This window comes from Desulfitobacterium elongatum, from assembly GCF_055378975.1.
Genome location: NZ_AP038772.1, coordinates 4,220,062 through 4,236,694 on the forward strand (window position 1 = coordinate 4,220,062; position 16,633 = coordinate 4,236,694).

At 44.8% G+C, this 16,633-nt stretch carries 15 protein-coding genes; 1 reads left to right on the forward strand and 14 read right to left on the reverse strand.

The window, feature by feature from the left end; all coding sequences use genetic code 11:
• Positions 1-47: 47 nt before the first annotated feature.
• The 5 genes from ACZ42W_RS19870 to ACZ42W_RS19890 form a co-directional block, all read right to left on the reverse strand.
• Positions 48-1,283, reverse strand: coding sequence for an MFS transporter (locus ACZ42W_RS19870; RefSeq protein WP_464166989.1), 1,236 nt, complete (start codon positions 1,281-1,283; stop codon positions 48-50).
• 80 nt (positions 1,284-1,363) lie between these two features.
• Positions 1,364-1,507: a hypothetical protein gene (locus ACZ42W_RS19875; protein WP_464166990.1), complete on the reverse strand. Its 144-nt coding sequence runs from the start codon at positions 1,505-1,507 to the stop codon at positions 1,364-1,366.
• Positions 1,508-1,521: 14 nt separating this feature from the next.
• Entirely contained in the window at positions 1,522-2,676 is a 1,155-nt protein-coding gene (locus tag ACZ42W_RS19880; RefSeq protein ID WP_464166991.1) for a uroporphyrinogen decarboxylase/cobalamine-independent methonine synthase family protein, read from the reverse strand.
• Positions 2,677-3,315 (reverse strand): cobalamin B12-binding domain-containing protein, encoded by a 639-nt coding sequence (locus ACZ42W_RS19885; RefSeq protein WP_464166992.1) that lies wholly within the window; start codon positions 3,313-3,315, stop codon positions 2,677-2,679.
• 96 nt (positions 3,316-3,411) lie between these two features.
• Positions 3,412-4,224: a methyltetrahydrofolate cobalamin methyltransferase gene (locus ACZ42W_RS19890; RefSeq protein ID WP_464166993.1), complete on the reverse strand. Its 813-nt coding sequence runs from the start codon at positions 4,222-4,224 to the stop codon at positions 3,412-3,414.
• 327 nt (positions 4,225-4,551) lie between these two features.
• Between ACZ42W_RS19890 and ACZ42W_RS19895 the strand changes: the two genes are divergently transcribed.
• Positions 4,552-7,095, forward strand: coding sequence for a Ryanodine receptor Ryr (locus ACZ42W_RS19895; protein WP_464166994.1), 2,544 nt, complete (start codon positions 4,552-4,554; stop codon positions 7,093-7,095).
• A gap of 91 nt (positions 7,096-7,186) precedes the next feature.
• On the opposite strand, the gene ACZ42W_RS19900 is transcribed toward ACZ42W_RS19895, so the two are convergent.
• The 9 genes from ACZ42W_RS19900 to ACZ42W_RS19940 all read right to left on the reverse strand — a co-directional run bounded on the left by ACZ42W_RS19900 (position 7,187) and on the right by ACZ42W_RS19940 (position 16,390).
• Positions 7,187-7,951 (reverse strand): enoyl-CoA hydratase-related protein, encoded by a 765-nt coding sequence (locus ACZ42W_RS19900; protein WP_464166995.1) that lies wholly within the window; start codon positions 7,949-7,951, stop codon positions 7,187-7,189.
• 211 nt (positions 7,952-8,162) lie between these two features.
• Complete coding sequence (locus tag ACZ42W_RS19905) at positions 8,163-8,582, reverse strand: MaoC family dehydratase (RefSeq protein ID WP_464166996.1); 420 nt, start codon at positions 8,580-8,582, stop codon at positions 8,163-8,165.
• A 68-nt stretch (positions 8,583-8,650) separates the two neighbouring features.
• Positions 8,651-8,932 carry a ferredoxin family protein gene (locus ACZ42W_RS19910; RefSeq protein ID WP_464166997.1) on the reverse strand — a complete coding sequence of 94 codons (282 nt, stop codon included), beginning with the start codon at positions 8,930-8,932 and terminating at the stop codon, positions 8,651-8,653.
• A complete protein-coding gene (locus ACZ42W_RS19915) occupies positions 8,929-10,215 on the reverse strand; it encodes an FAD-dependent oxidoreductase (protein WP_464166998.1) in 1,287 nt (428 codons plus the stop codon). Before ACZ42W_RS19915 ends, ACZ42W_RS19910 begins: the two co-directional genes overlap by 4 nt.
• Positions 10,216-10,230: 15 nt before the next feature.
• Positions 10,231-11,139, reverse strand: a complete 909-nt coding sequence (locus ACZ42W_RS19920) for an electron transfer flavoprotein subunit alpha/FixB family protein (RefSeq protein WP_464166999.1) — start codon at positions 11,137-11,139, stop codon at positions 10,231-10,233.
• Positions 11,140-11,159: 20 nt separating this feature from the next.
• The gene (locus tag ACZ42W_RS19925) at positions 11,160-11,933 is read right to left on the reverse strand and encodes an electron transfer flavoprotein subunit beta/FixA family protein (RefSeq protein WP_464167000.1); all 774 of its coding nucleotides are present in this window, start codon (positions 11,931-11,933) and stop codon (positions 11,160-11,162) included.
• 187 nt (positions 11,934-12,120) lie between these two features.
• The gene (locus ACZ42W_RS19930) at positions 12,121-13,260 is read right to left on the reverse strand and encodes an acyl-CoA dehydrogenase (protein ID WP_464167001.1); all 1,140 of its coding nucleotides are present in this window, start codon (positions 13,258-13,260) and stop codon (positions 12,121-12,123) included.
• A 142-nt stretch (positions 13,261-13,402) separates the two neighbouring features.
• Positions 13,403-14,800 (reverse strand): GntP family permease, encoded by a 1,398-nt coding sequence (locus ACZ42W_RS19935; protein WP_464167002.1) that lies wholly within the window; start codon positions 14,798-14,800, stop codon positions 13,403-13,405.
• 27 nt (positions 14,801-14,827) lie between these two features.
• Complete coding sequence (locus ACZ42W_RS19940; RefSeq protein WP_464167003.1) at positions 14,828-16,390, reverse strand: acyl CoA:acetate/3-ketoacid CoA transferase; 1,563 nt, start codon at positions 16,388-16,390, stop codon at positions 14,828-14,830.
• Between the last annotated feature and the right edge of the window lie 243 nt (positions 16,391-16,633).

The window sequence follows — 16,633 nt, forward strand, 5'->3', positions numbered from 1 at the left end:
TTTTCCTACACACAATAATAGCACAATTCCGATAAATTATGTTGCCGTCATGCTCTCTCGATTTCCTCGCCAGTTTTTTGAGTAGTAAGGCGCGCCTTTGTGCCGAGTTCAGGCAAGAAATAAAAAACTACTCCCGAAAGGAAATATAAGATACTGGCTAATAGGAATAATACATCAAAGCTATTATTCGCAAGGGGGGCAACGATAAAGGAAGGAACGAAGAAGGCCCCGATGAGTTGCAAGGTAGCGATGAGGCCCCCTGCGCTTCCAGCATAGGTCGGTCCGATTTCAGGTAAGAGCATGGGGAAGGACATTAAAAGCGGTAATGTTACTCCCATCATAAACCCAAGGACTGGGAGGATTAACCAAGTCGTAATTCCCGAGGAATTCCAGGTCAGATACATGCTTACCGCACCCAAAATCGCTACCGGAGCTAGGAAGGGCCTAATTCTCCCGATACGATCAGAGAGAATGGGGCCGACTAAGCTACCCAAAACACTACCCAGGGTTACTAAGGAAGTCATGAGACTCGCCTTATGAGGATCAACACCTCTAACGGCATTCAAAGCATTGGAGAAATTGCCGCTGAAGACCATGTTACAGCCCATAAAGATCATAAGCCCCGTACCCACTAACCAAACGTTTTTACTCTTTATAACTTCACGAAGATATTGAGTCGTAGGCATGACAGGCATATCAGGAGTCCCTGCAGGCTTATCCTTGACTAGGATCACCCAGAGAATCGCGACGATGAGCATAAGGTAACCCGCAGTGGTATAAGCCATTTTCGTCGTCGGAAACAGAGTTGCTGTGGATAAGCCTATCGCCATCCCAAGTCCAGCACCTGTATAATTAATCCCCATCGCTGTTCCCATCTGTTCTAGTGGGAACCACGCCCCAACGAGCTTTGAGATATTAGCATTTAAGAGTGCAGAACTTAAACCAGATAAGAACATTAGAGTAAAAAACGTTAAAAAATCATGTGCAGCATATCGAAAATAAACACCCACAATTGAGAGTATAAAACCTACTGTCACAACCTTCTTTACACCAAATCGATCACCCAAGGCTCCGGAAGGCACACTGAAAAATACGGAGCCTAACATAGGAGCGGAAAAAATCATAGAAAACTGGGTCAAAGAGAGGTTTAGATCAGGGATTACCTTAAAAGCAAGAGCTGCGACCTGAAATTGCGGTGCGACACCGATTAATGTCGCCGCCCATACAATAGCTAAGACTACCCAACGATAGGGAGACAATACTGCCTTGGAAGATTCAATCATCTTTCCACTCCTTTTATACTGATAGGCTTCACTCCTATTGACCAATCGGATGATCGGGATGCGGACATAAAATCTTAATGTTAGACGCACAAATTCATAATAAAAATGAACATCATTTCTTCATAGCCCTGAACCCTTTGGGCTATGACTGGCATATATTTCTCATCGATTTCAGGATGCTCGACTACATACTGTTCCCAGGCTTTATAATATTTCGTTTCCATTCTCAAGCCCTCCTTTAATAATTGGCGTTAGTAGCGACATATTCTAAGACAGCCTGCATGTTTTCAACATTGATGCTGTCCACAGTCAAGGGGCCTTTGTCGAAGGAGAAAATATATCGACCTCCTGGCGCTAAGATATCTAATAGCTCTTTGGCCTTATCAATACATTGTTTTTTCGTTCCTGTCTTGATTAGGACCGTAGGATAAAAGCCCATAAGGACATGTTTTTGACCCACTTTTTCCTTAAATATCTTGGGATCGCCAGATTCGACTAAAATTTGCGTGCTTTCCGGCAACTCATTCAAGTAATCTACATATCTCGTCCAGTCTTGTTCCGCAAATACTGCACAGGCTTGCCCTGCTTCTTCTAAGGTCTCAATTAGCTTTTTAAAGGTAGGCCAATACAGTTTAGCAAAATCCTTTTCACGCATAAATGGAGGCATGTGTAAAGGCATTATGGTGGGGGAATATTTCGATGGAACCATAGGCATGCCCATTTTGATCATCAAGGGAAGAGCCGCCTCTGCTGCCGCAGCCACTTTATCGGGAATTCTGCGGATATCCATGGATATCCCTTTGAAGCCCCGCAACTGATCTGCAACAAAATCCATAGGTGCTTCATTAAAGCCGCCGATTAAGGGTATCGTAGCATAACCATATTTTTGTGTTAGTTTGGCTGATACCATGCCTAGATTTGTCAACTCATCAAACCAAGCTTTATAGGCTTTGGCTAAGGTCATGGCTCTCTTTCCCGGCTCTGCATTCAATTCTGGATAGAGTCTGGGCAAGACCTTCTCAACAATACAATCATAGGGTGAGGCTATAAAATCATCATATTCTTCTACAGCCAGTCCTTCAACTTCTGGATGCTGGAGAAATCCATTCGATCCCATCTTCCAATTTCTAGCCCCTAGTTGTTGATATACAGATGGAAATCTCATGGCGGACACTGGATAACTATCGGAATAAAAATCCCTACACACTTGATCAAAAGCAACTTCGTAACGTGTCGTATCCCATTGAGCTTCCGTTAAATCCATTCCGGCATACTGTACAGAAAACTCATTTGTGAATATTGCCTCGATAGGTACTCTTTTAGGGATCTTACCATCGATAACATCCGTGAAAAGTTGATTTCTTTCCAGCGATAGAGCTTTTAAGTCACCCATTTATTTCACCCACCCTTGACATATTCTAATGCCTTCAGCTGCATTTATTGTAAATGCATCTGAGCCAACATACTGGGATGCTGCTTCAGTTACTGGGTTACCTCCAATGATGACTTTTACACTATCTCTTAAACCTGCTCCTTCAAGTCCGTCTACGACTTTCTTCATGGAATCAAGAGATAGAGTTAGAACTCCACTTAGCCCAACGATTTGCGGTTTCACTTCTTTAACTTTCTCGACAAAGGCACTTGCTGATACATCGATTCCTAAATCGATTATTTCAAAGCCTGCCGCATCAGCCATTCCACCAAAAATATTCTTACCGATATCATGTAAATCCCCTTCAACCGTACCTAAAACTATCGTTCCAACTTTTTGGGTGTCTGCTCCACCTAATACTGGTTTTAAGGTATCAATAGCACTCGTGAGTATTTCTCCAGCGAAGATTAAATCCCCTACAAAGTATTCATTTTTCTCGAATAAATCTCCGACGATAGCCATGCCTTGCTGGCAGGCATTCACAACCTTTTGGGCGTCTTCACTGCTCGGATCTGTTGCGACAAACTCTGTAAGCATCTCGATGACTGCCGCTTCGTCAAGGTCTCCTAATCTCTCGGTAAGTGCTTGTAAGTCGATCATTGTTCATCCTCCTTCGATATTTTAATAAGCTTTGATAAGCTTTAATTAACCTTTTGGCTTAACTTAACTTTAGGTTATTCTCATAGTCAATCCCACTTAATTTTCTGTCTTAATCGGTCCAATTTTATTTTTCCGAAAAGCGTTGGCGAAATTCCTGCAATGTTTATCATGCCCCAGCAAAGCTTCAGTCGCCAAAAGTGTGGCCGTTAAATCTCTGTTGAGGGGATCAAGGATGGCTGAATCCATCCCTGAAAACATAGCTAGTGTTAAGAAGTTCTGATTCACCACTTTTCTTAAGGGCATGCCGAAGGAAATATTACTTAGACCCGAGGTCACTTTTATCGTAGGAAATAATTCTTTGATTTTACTAGTAGCCTCAGCAAATTTTAATAAGGAATCGTTATCAGCTGACAAAGCAATGACAAGAGGATCAATATGGATTCTATCGGGAGCAATGTCATATTTTTGGGCCATTTCGACCAAGCCTTTAGCGATATCAACGCGTGTCTGAACATCCTTAGGAATTCCTGAGTTGTCACACGTGAGTGCTATCGTTTGCCAGGAGGTATCTTGAATCAAGGGAAATATAACTTCGCATTTATCGCCCTCTAAGGAGACGGAGTTAATAAGTCCTGGGCGTCTCGCGTATTTAAAAACTTCTTCAATCGCTTTGGCATTGGGGCTATCGATACATAAAGGTATATCTGTCGCTTCCTGAACAATGTCCATCAACCATTTCAGAGTTTCAACTTCAACTTCAGGTGCAGTACTAGCGCAGACGTCGATAAAGTCTGCACCCGCCTCTCCTTGTCTAATGGCGAGATCGCGGATAAATTCCGCATCTTTTGCTTCGATAGCTTTCTTGACACTTGGAATGGTCCCATTGATTTTTTCCCCGATGATAATCACCTAAGAATCGCCCTCCTCATTCTTGAGCTTATATCCTGCTGTTCATACCTGTCTATACAGCTTGCTGTCTAATGCAATTTTACTAAACCGTTCATAGCATTGTCAATAGATTTTTAATTTTCTAAATTTTATAATCTACAGGTGTTCTCTCCACATAAACTGATTCCTTCAGAATAGAAATCAGGCTCCCTATTTGCAGGCTCCCCCATGAATTTTTCGAAAAACTTCTATCATAAAGAGCCTGTCCATCACACTTCGAGGTAGTTTGATATTTCCATCAAGCCCGGGTCAAACTATCTCCGATGATACTTAGAAGGAGCTAACATTATGGAAGACAAAGACTTTAAGATCGTTGTGTCAGGAGATATATGTATTAACACCTTCCTCTGGAAAACCCAGCCTCAGTATAATAAGGATCTGAGCTGGCAGTACTTTCCCCGCGTCCATAATCGTTTGAAAGCCGGAGAAGCACTCCTTCTATCCAAGCTTGTTGCCTTATCTACAGGGGCTTCTATCCTTTCCCCAGAAATACACGATTTCGGCAATATCTACTCAGAGAAAGAAGTTCTTCTCTCTTCCGTAGAATTAGAACGATTTCCAGCTACAGCGAATGGAAAAAGCAAGCATAAAGTCTACCGTGTAAAAGACTTCCTCGGATTCACAGGGCCGACATCTCCAGACATTTTTCCGAAATTCTTTCCGATCCGAAACGATGACGAAAATGCGGACATGGTTATCCTGGATGATGAAGACAATGGCTTCCACTCCAAGGAAGACTATTGGCCCTTAGCTCTTAGAACATCAGGGAAATCACCGATCGTAATCTATAAGATCAACAATCCAGATTGCGCATCCCCACTCTGGAATCATATCGAAGAACATCACCTTCAGAACACCGTAGTTGTTATTAATGCCGATGATTTACGGTCCAAAGGAGTGAATATCAGCAAGGGGCTTTCCTGGGAAAGAACGGCCTTAGACTTTGTTTGGCAAATGAATAATAATCCCAATCTTGCTTTCTTGACAAAATGCCGTCATCTTATTGCACCCTTTGGGCTTGAGGGAGCTATCTATTATCAAAAGGGTGATACACTGAATTCTTACTTATACTTCCTGACCTATGCATTTGAAGGAGGCTTTATCAAGGAAACTCAAGGTAAAATGTTCGGACTTACCTCATGTTTTGTCGCCGGCCTTGTTCGAGCCATCGTTTCGGGAATCCAGGGGAAAGAGGAACTGAGTCATTCCATCGATGAAGGTATACGTGAAGGAATGGTCGCTGCACAGAAGTACTTTATTCGAGGCTTTGGTGAAGACCCTGAAGAGAACGCCTTTCCTGATCCGGCAATCTTTAGCGAAGGTGAAGATGATTTTATCACCAAGGAGCACATCCAAGATGTCCTCATCCGAAATGCAGACAATCCTAATTGTCAATCGTGCTGGTACATTATTAAGGATAAAAGTTCGACCAATCTAGCTGAAATTGCTTATGATATTGTTAAAAACGGAGAAAAGAGCGCGCTAAGGTATATACCCATTGCACAGTTCGGAAATTTGAAAGTCGTCGATCGGACAGAGATTGAAGGCTACCATAGTATCAAAAACCTCCTCAGCGAGTATGTGTCGGCAAAAAACACAGTGCGTCCCCTATCGATTGCTGTCTTCGGGACCCCCGGTTCGGGAAAATCCTTTGGTGTAGCTGAAGTGGCCTCAAGTATTGCTCCTTGGCTCATTGAAAAGCTAAATTATAATCTATCTCAGCTTCGAAGCTTATCGGATTTACTAAGCGCCTTTCATAAAGTTAGAGACCTTTCTTTGGTTGGGAAAATCCCGCTCGTCTTTTTCGATGAATTCGATTCCTCTTTTGAAGGAAAACTCGGATGGCTACGATATTTCCTCGCTCCGATGCAGGATGGAGTGTTTAGAGAAGGGGATTCCGTCCACCCTATCGGTAAAGCAATTTTTGTCTTTGCTGGTGGCACAAGCAGAACGTATAGTGAATTCTGTGGCGAAGATATCGGAGATGAAAAAGAATATAAACAGTTCTTCAAAGAGTTCCAAAGTGCTAAAGGACCTGACTTTGTGAGCCGCCTCAGAGGATATGTTAATATTCTAGGACCCAATCAAACCGATGAACATTGGGACCAATTATTTATTATTCGTCGATCCATGCTCTTACGTTCCCTATTAGAACGTAAAGTTCCACACCTCATTAATGAAAACGGAGAGGCTCAAATTGATAATGGAGTGCTCAGGGCCCTCCTCAAAGTTGCACAGTATAAACATGAATCACGATCGATGGAAGCCATACTCGAGATGAGTATGCTGAACAATGCCAAGAAGTGGGAACAATTTCATCTCCCGTCCAAGGAACAGTTAAAGCTCCATGTCGATGAGGAGCAATTTTCACGCCTCTTAATGAGGGACGCCTTTTTTAGTGAAAAGATTGAGAATCTCGCACGGGATCTTCACTTTAAACTCCTAAGGCTTTCCACAGATAACTTTAAGGATAATCTGAATGCCACGGAAGCTTGGAAAGCCTTAAGCGAAGACATCAAAAACGCATACCGCGACCAAGTTAACCATATCCCAAACGCCTTAAATAAAATCAATTATGATCTCATCTCTGTCAAGGAGAAGCCCGAAGCTATAGAATTAGCAGAAAAAGAGCTAATCGTTCTAGCCAAATACGTTCATAAACGGAGGCTTAAGAAAAAAACGGATTCCTCCCAGGTTCCCTGGAATAACTTAGCTCCTGATTCAAAGAAGGCGCTCATCGAAAGTATTAAACCCTGGCCAGAAATCCTTGCTGCCTCACACTTTAAGATGGAGCGTCTGAAATTCTTATGTTTTTGTGAGACCCAGCTATAGAAAAATGGTGGGAGCTTGATTTCCTTTTTAAAGAAATCAGGCTCCCACCATTTAATTTGTGCTTTCTAAACGCAAGCATAGCTCCGGCTTCTTAAAACTTAGGTTTTCGTTTCTCGATAAAGGCAGTCATGCCTTCTTTTTGTTCAGGGGATGCAAAGCAAAGAGCAAATAATCCAGCCTCAAGTCGCATTCCTTCCTCTAGTGAGCCTTCGAGTCCCTGGTCAATGGCAGTTTTTGCTAGTTTCAATGCATTTGGGGATTTTGAAGCAATGGCTTGCGCCAAATTGAGAACAGTTTCATTCAGTTGCTCTGGAGCGACAACCTGCTCGACGAGCCCTATTTCCAAGGCTTGGACAGCCTGAATTATTTCTGCGCTAAAAATCAGCTTTTTAGCTTGTCCGGGCCCAATGAGACGAGCTAATCGTTGAGTACCTCCAAAACCCGGAATAATCCCTAATCCAACCTCCGGTTGACCAAACCGAGCCTTTTCACTGGCTATCCGAATATCGCAAGCTAATGCAAGTTCACATCCTCCACCTAACGCGAAGCCCTGAATCACTGCAATTGTAGGATACGGAAGTTCAGTAATCATACGAAACACATTTTGTCCTGTATGTGAAAATTCTGCTCCCTCGAGTGGATTAAGGTTCGACATTTGAGCAATGTCCGCTCCAGCAACGAAACTCTTTTCTCCTCCGCCCATGAGCAGCACAATCCGAATATCTTTACGAGTCCGGATTTCTGATATGACATTTACCAAGTCAATTAGGACTTCAGAATTGAGTGCATTTAATGCTTTGGGTCGATCAATAACGACTGTGGCGATATAATTTTCAACTTTTAATTCTACAGCCATCGTTAACACCTCTTCGCTTATATTCCAAAATTATTAAGAAATACCCAAGTATCGCAACTAACATGAATGCCTACTCTTTAATTCCGGACAGATCCTTGGCCCATTTCTTCTTACTTTCGATATTCGCTTGGCGATTAATCATAATGCGTTGGGCCTGAGGGGAACCAGACCATAGGATTTAAGGGTGACCCAATTGCGGTCACCCTTAAATCTATTTACCCATTTTTTTGATTACAGCACTTCCATCTACGACGACTTCACCCCGTTGATTAGCTACGGTGGTATGCAACTTAAGAATTCGTTTCTCTTCACGCTTTTCAATTATAGTAGCAGTAGCTGTCACTGTGTCTCCGATTTTGACTGGAGCCGTGAATTTTAACTCCTGTCCGAGATAGATGGAATTAGGCCCAGGCAATGTGGTCCCGAGTACTGCAGATATAAACCCTGCGGAAAGCATCCCATGCGCAATACGCTCGCCGAAGATGGATTCCTTGGCATACTCAGCATTAATATGCACTGGATTGAAATCCATGGTTAAACCAGCAAAGGTGAGGATATCCGATTCAGTAACGGTTTTGGATATGGAAGCCTGATCTCCTACTTTCATTTCATCAAATGCAAGTTCTTTCATTTTATCCACTCCTATTTTGCATTATTTTTTATTAAACGCACTGCCTAATTTCGCAAACTTTACTATTCTTAGCCGTAACGGAACTCTACTCCAAAGGTCCCTCGAGGATATTCCCATTTAAGCCCCTTCGGGAGACATACGACGCGGCAGGTTCCACACTCTAGACATCCCGCGAAGTCAAAGCTCACCGCATCCCCTTGAATCTGGTACAGTCCTGCTGGACACGCTTTGACACAGGGTTTATCCTTACAGGTTGCACAGATGCTTTTATCAAGGACGATATGGGGCATCCCCTCATCCACGATGAACTTCGTCGTTCCCAGACGTTCCTCAATACTTAGCTTTCTCATAGTGCGGAAACCCCCTTCCATGCATCTTTCGCTAACTGTATTAGACCCCCATATTTTTTAATCGTGCCCCAGGTCTCTTTCATGATCGGCTTTTCCGGTGTGTTAGTCACGCTAAACAGATTGACCATCATTTCTTCCACGAAGAAGGGGTAGTGGCCAAAAATTCGTTTATTCTCCATAAAGGAGGGCGCTTTGGCATAGGTTTTGAGGTCTTGCAGTACGAAGCTATTCTCCAAGTCCGTCTGATAGGACGCTAGACCTTGTTTGCTGTAGTCTTCTTTCGCCTTGGCGGTAATCACAGCGTTTGCTGCAGCTTCACCGGAAGCTATCGCCAAATCCATGCCACGCACCATATACCCGATGTTTAGCACCAAACCCGCAGCATCCCCGACGATGAGGAGTCCGTCATGGACCAGAGGTGGCATCATGCTAAGTCCGCCTTCCGGAACGAGGTGGCCAGAATACTCGACCACCTTGCCGCCTTCAATCAAAGGCTGGATAGCCGGGTGCATTTTAAACTCCTCAATCAGGTCAATCATACGGTGTTCCGTATGGGTAAACTCCTCAGCGGTAATAACGAGGCCGAGGGAGACTGTATTTTTATTGGTGTAGATGAATCCTCCGCCCTGAAGTCCTCGGGTGCACTCTCCCACAAAGAGCTGAGCAGCCCCGGCATCTCCAGTCAGATTGAAACGATTTTCAATCACCTCGCGGGGTAATTCTATGACTTCTTTTGCTCCGACAGCGACATGCTTCGCCAAGAGTTCTCCCCGGATTCCCACTTTTTGAGCGAGCAGAGAATTCACCCCATCGGCTGCAATTACGACATTAGCAAACATTTCATCTTCATCGCAGCGAACCCCGACGACTTTACCCTTCTCCATAATCAGCTCATCCACTTTAACTCCGGCGGCAAGCATGGCTCCGGCCTCTTCCGCTTTGGAAGCTAACCAGGCATCGAACTCGGAGCGGAGTACTGTGAAGGAGGGGGCCTCATTCCATTTTTCACTTTTCACATCGAGGGAAACTGCAGTTTCTCCGGTCATAAACGTGACCGTCTCACGGGTTACTTTCCGCTCGACTGGAGCCTCCTCCCAAAAGTTCGGGATAATCTTGTGCAAGGAATGACCGTAGAGTCGTCCTCCTGTCATATTCTTGGCTCCAGGTGCATCCCCCCGTTCGATAAGCAGAACCTCCAGACCCGCCTTTGCCATACAATAGGCGGCTACACTTCCTGCCGGGCCTGCGCCGACGACAATCGCATCAAAGCGTTCTTCTGACATAATGGCCTCCTTTAATTATGCTCCGAGGGCTGTGAGTAGGGCCGGTAGAATCTGATAGAGATCTCCGACTAAAGCATAGTCAGCGGCCTCGATGATGGGAGCGTTATCATTCTTCTCAATCGTGATAATCGTTTTCGAATCACGAATACCAGATATGTGTTGGATCTGGCCGGAGGTTCCAATGCCGATATACACCGTGGGTTTGACAATCTGGCCGGAGATTCCAATATAATTCTCTTCCGGCATCCAGTGCAGATCTTCCGCTACAGGACGTGTGCAGCCCAGTTCTCCACCGAGCTTCTTCGCGAGACGGCGAGCGAGTTCGATATCGTCTTGCTGGGTCAGTCCTCGACCGACGCAAATAACCACATTGGAATCGGCAAGATTGCACGTGACCTGAGTCGCGCGAAGCTCAATCACTTGAACCTTGGATTCAGTGACGGAAACCCCTTCGATCGGTGCAGCCGAACCTGCGGGGAGCGCTTCCACGGTTTTAGCGACCATGACCGCCATGAAAGGACTTGCTTCAATTGTTTCATTGGCTACGCAGAGCCCGCCATAGATATAGCGTTCTGCTTGAAAGGAATCCTCACACCGTTTTAAGTTAAAGGCTTCATTGATTAGCCCTGCATCGAGAGTAGCGGCTAGGCGAGCGGCAATCTCTTTTGACCGTTTGGTGCTACCACATAGAATAGCAACTGGCATTCCAGCATGAGCCCGTTCAATCATGACCGTTGTACAATCCTCAGGACGTTTCGCTCCTAGCTCAATCACCTGGTCTGCTCCATGTTGAGAAGCGGCTTGTGCTGCATCTGCAGAGAAGGCCCAGGCTACAATACTCTCTCCTTGAGCAATCCCTTTGGCATGAGCTACTAACTCAAGCAGTGCGGATTGCGATTCTGAAATAACCCAGATTTGTGACATGTTTTTTCCTCCTCCTCGACCTAACATACGCCTTCTTTTTTGAGTACATCAACCATTTGTTGAACCATTTCAGTGGCATCGCCCTGAACACGAATTTGCTTACGCTCCATGACCGCTGCCAAAACACTTTGACGACGAACCTTTGGCTGGGAATCCGCAGTACTAAGGCCACAATCAGCAATCGAAAGTTCTTGTACCGGCTTTTTAGCAGCGCCTAGGATTTGCTTTAAGCTTGGAATCCTTGGGGTGTTCACATCTGGAAGTACTGTAATCAAGGCCGGAAGTTTGACTTCGACGACTTCAATTCCTTCCTCCAATTTACGTTCCGCGCGAAGAACTCCGTCGTTAACTTCCACTTTATTAACAAACGTGATGACTGGAACATTGAGCAGTTGGCCCATGCGAATTCCTACTTGTTGTGCATACTCATCACTTGAACCTTCCCCGCAAACAATAAGGTCATATTCGCCAACTTTCCGCACAGCACCAGCTAGGACTTTGGCTGTGACCGCAGAATCCGCTTGAGCCATCAACTCATCCTTAACGAAAACAGCTTGTGCCGGCCCTCTGGATAAGGCATCTTTCAACGAGTTTTTCGCGTTAGCCGTTCCAGCCGTTAGAGCCACCACTTCTCCTCCGAGTTGTTCGGTAAGCTGGACCCCACATTCGATGGCATTACGGTCATACTCGCTGATTTTACTTTTGGCCCGATCCGTAAGCAAGGCACGGGATTTGGCATCAACCTTCAAATCAGCCTCATCAAGAACCCACTTATAACAGGCAATTACTTTCATTCGCACGCTTCCCCTTTCACGGGGGAGTGCAGGCCCTTCAGCCTGTCCCCCCTCTGCACCTACTTATCTTTATTCTCTAAGATTCGAAATCGACATAAAACGATTCGAGTCTTAACTAATGAATTTCTAGTATCAATAAACATCTTAGAATTGAAATTTTACAAATATTGCACTTCAAGCTAAACGCTTAGCGAAGAACGCTTCCCGCGATGACCATACGTTGAACTTCGGAGGTTCCTTCATAAATTTCCGTGATCTTAGCGTCACGCATTGCTCTTTCAACCGGATAGTTTTCGGTATAGCCATAACCTCCATGGATTTGTACTGCCTTGCTAGCGACAAAGCTCGCTGTTTCAGCTGCGAAAAGCTTAGCCATAGCTGCTTCTTTACTATAAGGAAGTCCATTATCTTTATTCCATGCCGCACGATAAACTAAGAGTCGTGCAGCATCGATTTGAGTTGCCATATCAGCAAACATCCATTGAATTGCTTGTTGATTTGCAATCGGTTTACCAAATTGAACCCGTTCTTTAGCATATTTTGTTGCAGCATCGAGTGCGCCTTGAGCAATACCGAGGGCTTGGGCAGCAACTCCGATACGTCCTCCATCAAGTGTCTGCATAGCAATTTTAAAGCCTTGTCCAGGTTGACCTAGAATCGCATCTTTCGGAATACGACAATCGCTGAAATAAAGTGGGGTAGTACTTGAAGCTTTGATCCCCATTTTGTGTTCTTTTTCCCCGACTGAGAATCCAGGGGCATCTTTCTCCACGATGAAGGCGCTGATTCCTTTCGTTCCTTTGCTCGGATCCGTCATAGCGGTGACGATATACACATCGGCATACCCACCATTGGTGATGAAGATTTTTGAACCATTGAGGACCCATTCATCTCCTTCTAAGACTGCGGTCGTCTTACCCGCTGCTGCATCTGTACCTGCACCAGGCTCCGTCAAGGCAAATGCCCCAAGCCACTCTCCACTCGCTAACTTGCTCAAATATTTCTCTTTTTGAGCCTCTGTACCAAATTGATAGATTGGCCAAGTTCCCAGTGAAGTATGAGCGGATACAATAACTGCCGTGCTTGCACAAACTCGAGCGAGCTCTTCGATAACCAGTACATAACTAAGGTTATCTGCTCCGGCACCGCCCACTTCTTCCGGATAAGGTACACCCAGCAAGTTAAGCTCAGCCAGTTGAGGAACCAATTCCTCTGGAAAACGATGATCCCTGTCAATTTCAGCTGCGATCGGAGCAACTGCTGTTTGTGCAAACTCACGGACCGTTCCTTGGATTAAGCCTTGTATTTCTGTCAATTCAAATTTCATAATGTTAGCCTCCTAATTATTTTAATTGTTGTTATTCTCAAAGTTGTGGGCTTCGAGAGCGTGAACCCTCGAAGCCGAACAAGGGGACGATACTAAAAAGGTCTAAGATACAATACAACCCATATTCTAGGGTACAAATCGATTACACGAAATGGAAGATCGAAGAAAGTGCGATTAAGACGAATGGAGCTGCCATTTTCATTAGAGTCAGTGCAAAGATATCTTTGTAAGCTTGTTTATGGGTAAGTCCTGTGATGGCAAGTAGAGTGATGACGGCACCATTATGAGGTAAGGTATCCATACCTCCAGAGGACATAGAAGCGATCCGATGCAAGAGTTCAGGACTTAATCCAATTTTTTGTGCCATGGCCAGATAATCTTTACCAAAAGCATCAAGTGCAATACTCATACCACCCGAAGCAGAACCAGTCACACCTGCCAGCACGTTAACTGTTACAGCTTCAGAGAGAAGCGGGCTACCGCCCCCACGGATATTCATCAAGCCATGCGCGATGGATTGGAAACCCGGTAGAGATTTGATAACGTTTCCGAAACCCACTTCAGAAGCAGTGTTCATAACAGCGAGTAAGGAACCAATAGCTCCTGCGTTGAGCGCTTTAGCGACGTTTCCTTTAATTTTCTTAGGATTGATGACAAAGGCGAGAAGAATACCGACAGCCAAACCAATCATCAATGCCCAGTTATTCATGGTTCCGATAACTCCGGCTTTATCCATTTTATAGGGTGCTTGGCTTACCCAGTCGACAATATTCCACTGTGGGAAAACCACCTTCTGAAGAATCAACGTCACAAGGAGTACGGCAATTAGCGGAACCGTGGCTAATAACGGATTCGGCAAGGTGTTGTCATCCAGAAGTTCAGGTTCTTGAGTCGTATGAACTCCATAGCCCTCGCCCGCAGCTTGGGCTTTACGTCTGCGCCACTCGATGTAGAGCATCCCGAAACCGAAGATCATAAGGGTACCAAGAATACCGGTCACCGGAGCAGCGTAAAGATCCGTATTGAAGAATTTCATTGGAATTGAGTTCTGAATCTGAGGAGTTCCAGGTAGAGCATCCATCGTAAAGGTAAAAGCGCCGAGGGCAATGGTTGCAGGGATCAGACGCTTAGGGATATTAGCTTCCCGGAAGATATTCGCGGCAAACGGATAAACCGCAAAAGCAACCACAAAGAGGCTAACCCCACCATAGGTCAGGATTGCACAGGAGAGCACTACGGAAAGCATGGCTTGTTTGGTTCCAAGTTTTTTTACAATCGCCTTAGCAATCGCAGCAGCTGCTCCTGATTCCTCCATGGCCTTTCCAAAGACGGCGCCTAAGAGGAAGAATGGAAAGTAAATTTTGACATAGTTTGCTAGGTTCGGCAGAAAGATTTCGGTATAGGTAGGCATAAGAGCGAGTCCAGATAATACAGCAGCGAGTATAGCAAATACCGGGGCGAAGAAAATTACGGAATACCCTTTATACGCCATAAACATTAGGAGACCGAGTGCGAGTAGAATTCCAAAAACACCTAACATGGCAATCCCCCTATCAATTCATCATTATTATTTCGCAGCTTGTGCGACATTGATATTCATTGGGCTAGCTTGGAAAATCCGTGCATCCATCGTTTTAAGGTTTGGAGAAATAATCGGTTTAAAGTCTAACTGAGCCAGTACATCCTTTTCGACATCGATTCCGGGAGCAACTTCACTCAGCATGACCCCTTGAGAAGTGAGCTCGAATACAGCACGTTCTGTAATATAAAGTACAGGTTGATTTACACTGATCGCATATTCACCAGAGAACGTGATCTGCTCGACTTCGTTAATCAACTTACGGATTTTACCCTCCTGGAGAATTTTGAGAGCTCCATTAACAACTTCAATCTTTAGGCCTCCTGCAGTCATTGTTCCGCAGAAGATGACTTTCTTGGCATTCTGGGTGATATTGATAAAACCACCACAGCCCGCAATTTTGGGACCAAACTTACTCACGTTGACATTTCCGTATTGATCCATTTGTGCGAGGCCTAGGAAAGCTAAATCCAACCCGCCGCCATCATAGAAATCGAACTGATACGGTTGATCAATTAACGCTTCGACATTGATTGACCCTCCAAAGTTTGACCCACCTGCTGGGATTCCGCCGACTCCGCCTGCTTCCACCGTAAGTGTCATTTTACTGGAGATGCCTTCTTCATTAGCGACCATAGCAATACCTTCGGGCATTCCGATTCCCAGATTAACCACAGCATCAGGAATCAGTTCTAAAGCTGCACGACGTGCAATGACTTTACGTTCATCCAAAGGCAGAGTTTCCAGTTGCCCAACCGGCACCCGGGTTTCACCAGTGTACGCCGGATTGTAAGGTTCCATAAAGGTTTGCCATTGTTCTCCTGCAGGAGCTACTACAATATAATCAACAAGGATTCCGGGAACTTTCACAAGTTTCGGATCCAAGGATCCCGCTGAGACCACACGTTCCACTTGAGCAATAACAATTCCACCGGATTGTTTAGCAGCTTGTGCCATAGAGAGAATCTCGAGTGAAACAGCCTCTTTCTCAATACTTAAATTTCCACGCTCATCTGCTGAGGTTGCTCGGATAATGGCAACGTCTACTTTAAATCCTTTGTAGAAAAGCCACTCTTTTCCATGAAGCTGAATCACCTCGACGAGATCTTCCTGGGTTTTAGAATTAAGCTTTCCACCCTCAACCCGGGGATCAACAAACGTTTTAAGACCGACTTTGCTTACAGTCCCTGGCTTACCAGCTGCGATATCACGTGTAAGCTGAGCCAGAGTTCCCTGTGGAAAGTTATACGCTTCAATTTTGTTTTCGACCACTAGCTTGACAACCTTAGGGGCTAGATTGTAGTGGCCTCCAATCACTCGTTTGACAAGACCCTCTTGTCCGAAATGCCCATTTCCTTTAGTTTTCCCATCCCCCACACCTGCACAATGAAAAAGTGTTAGATCTCTTGGGTGACCCTCATCCAAGAACTTCTTTTCCAATTCTGAAGTGATAACTTCAGCATGACCTGACCCGGCAAAGCCTGTAACTCCGACACATACTCCATCCGGTATCTTTTTGATTACCTCTGAAGCCGTAACAAACTTAACCATCCATCATCCTCCTTTTTCCAATAAAGTTTTCATGCTTTCGACATAATCTAAAGCAATTCGTGTGCCAACTAAGTCTTGTACTAAGAATTTTTTTCACAAAATCCCTGAGAGTCTTATCAACTATGACTTTCAGTCTTGCGGTCTTCACCCTTCGATTTGCACGTTTCGCCTAATCAATCACCTAGAAATAAAAGCTTTGTAACGTTTCGTTACAAAGCTTTTATTTGCTAAAGCACTCACAAG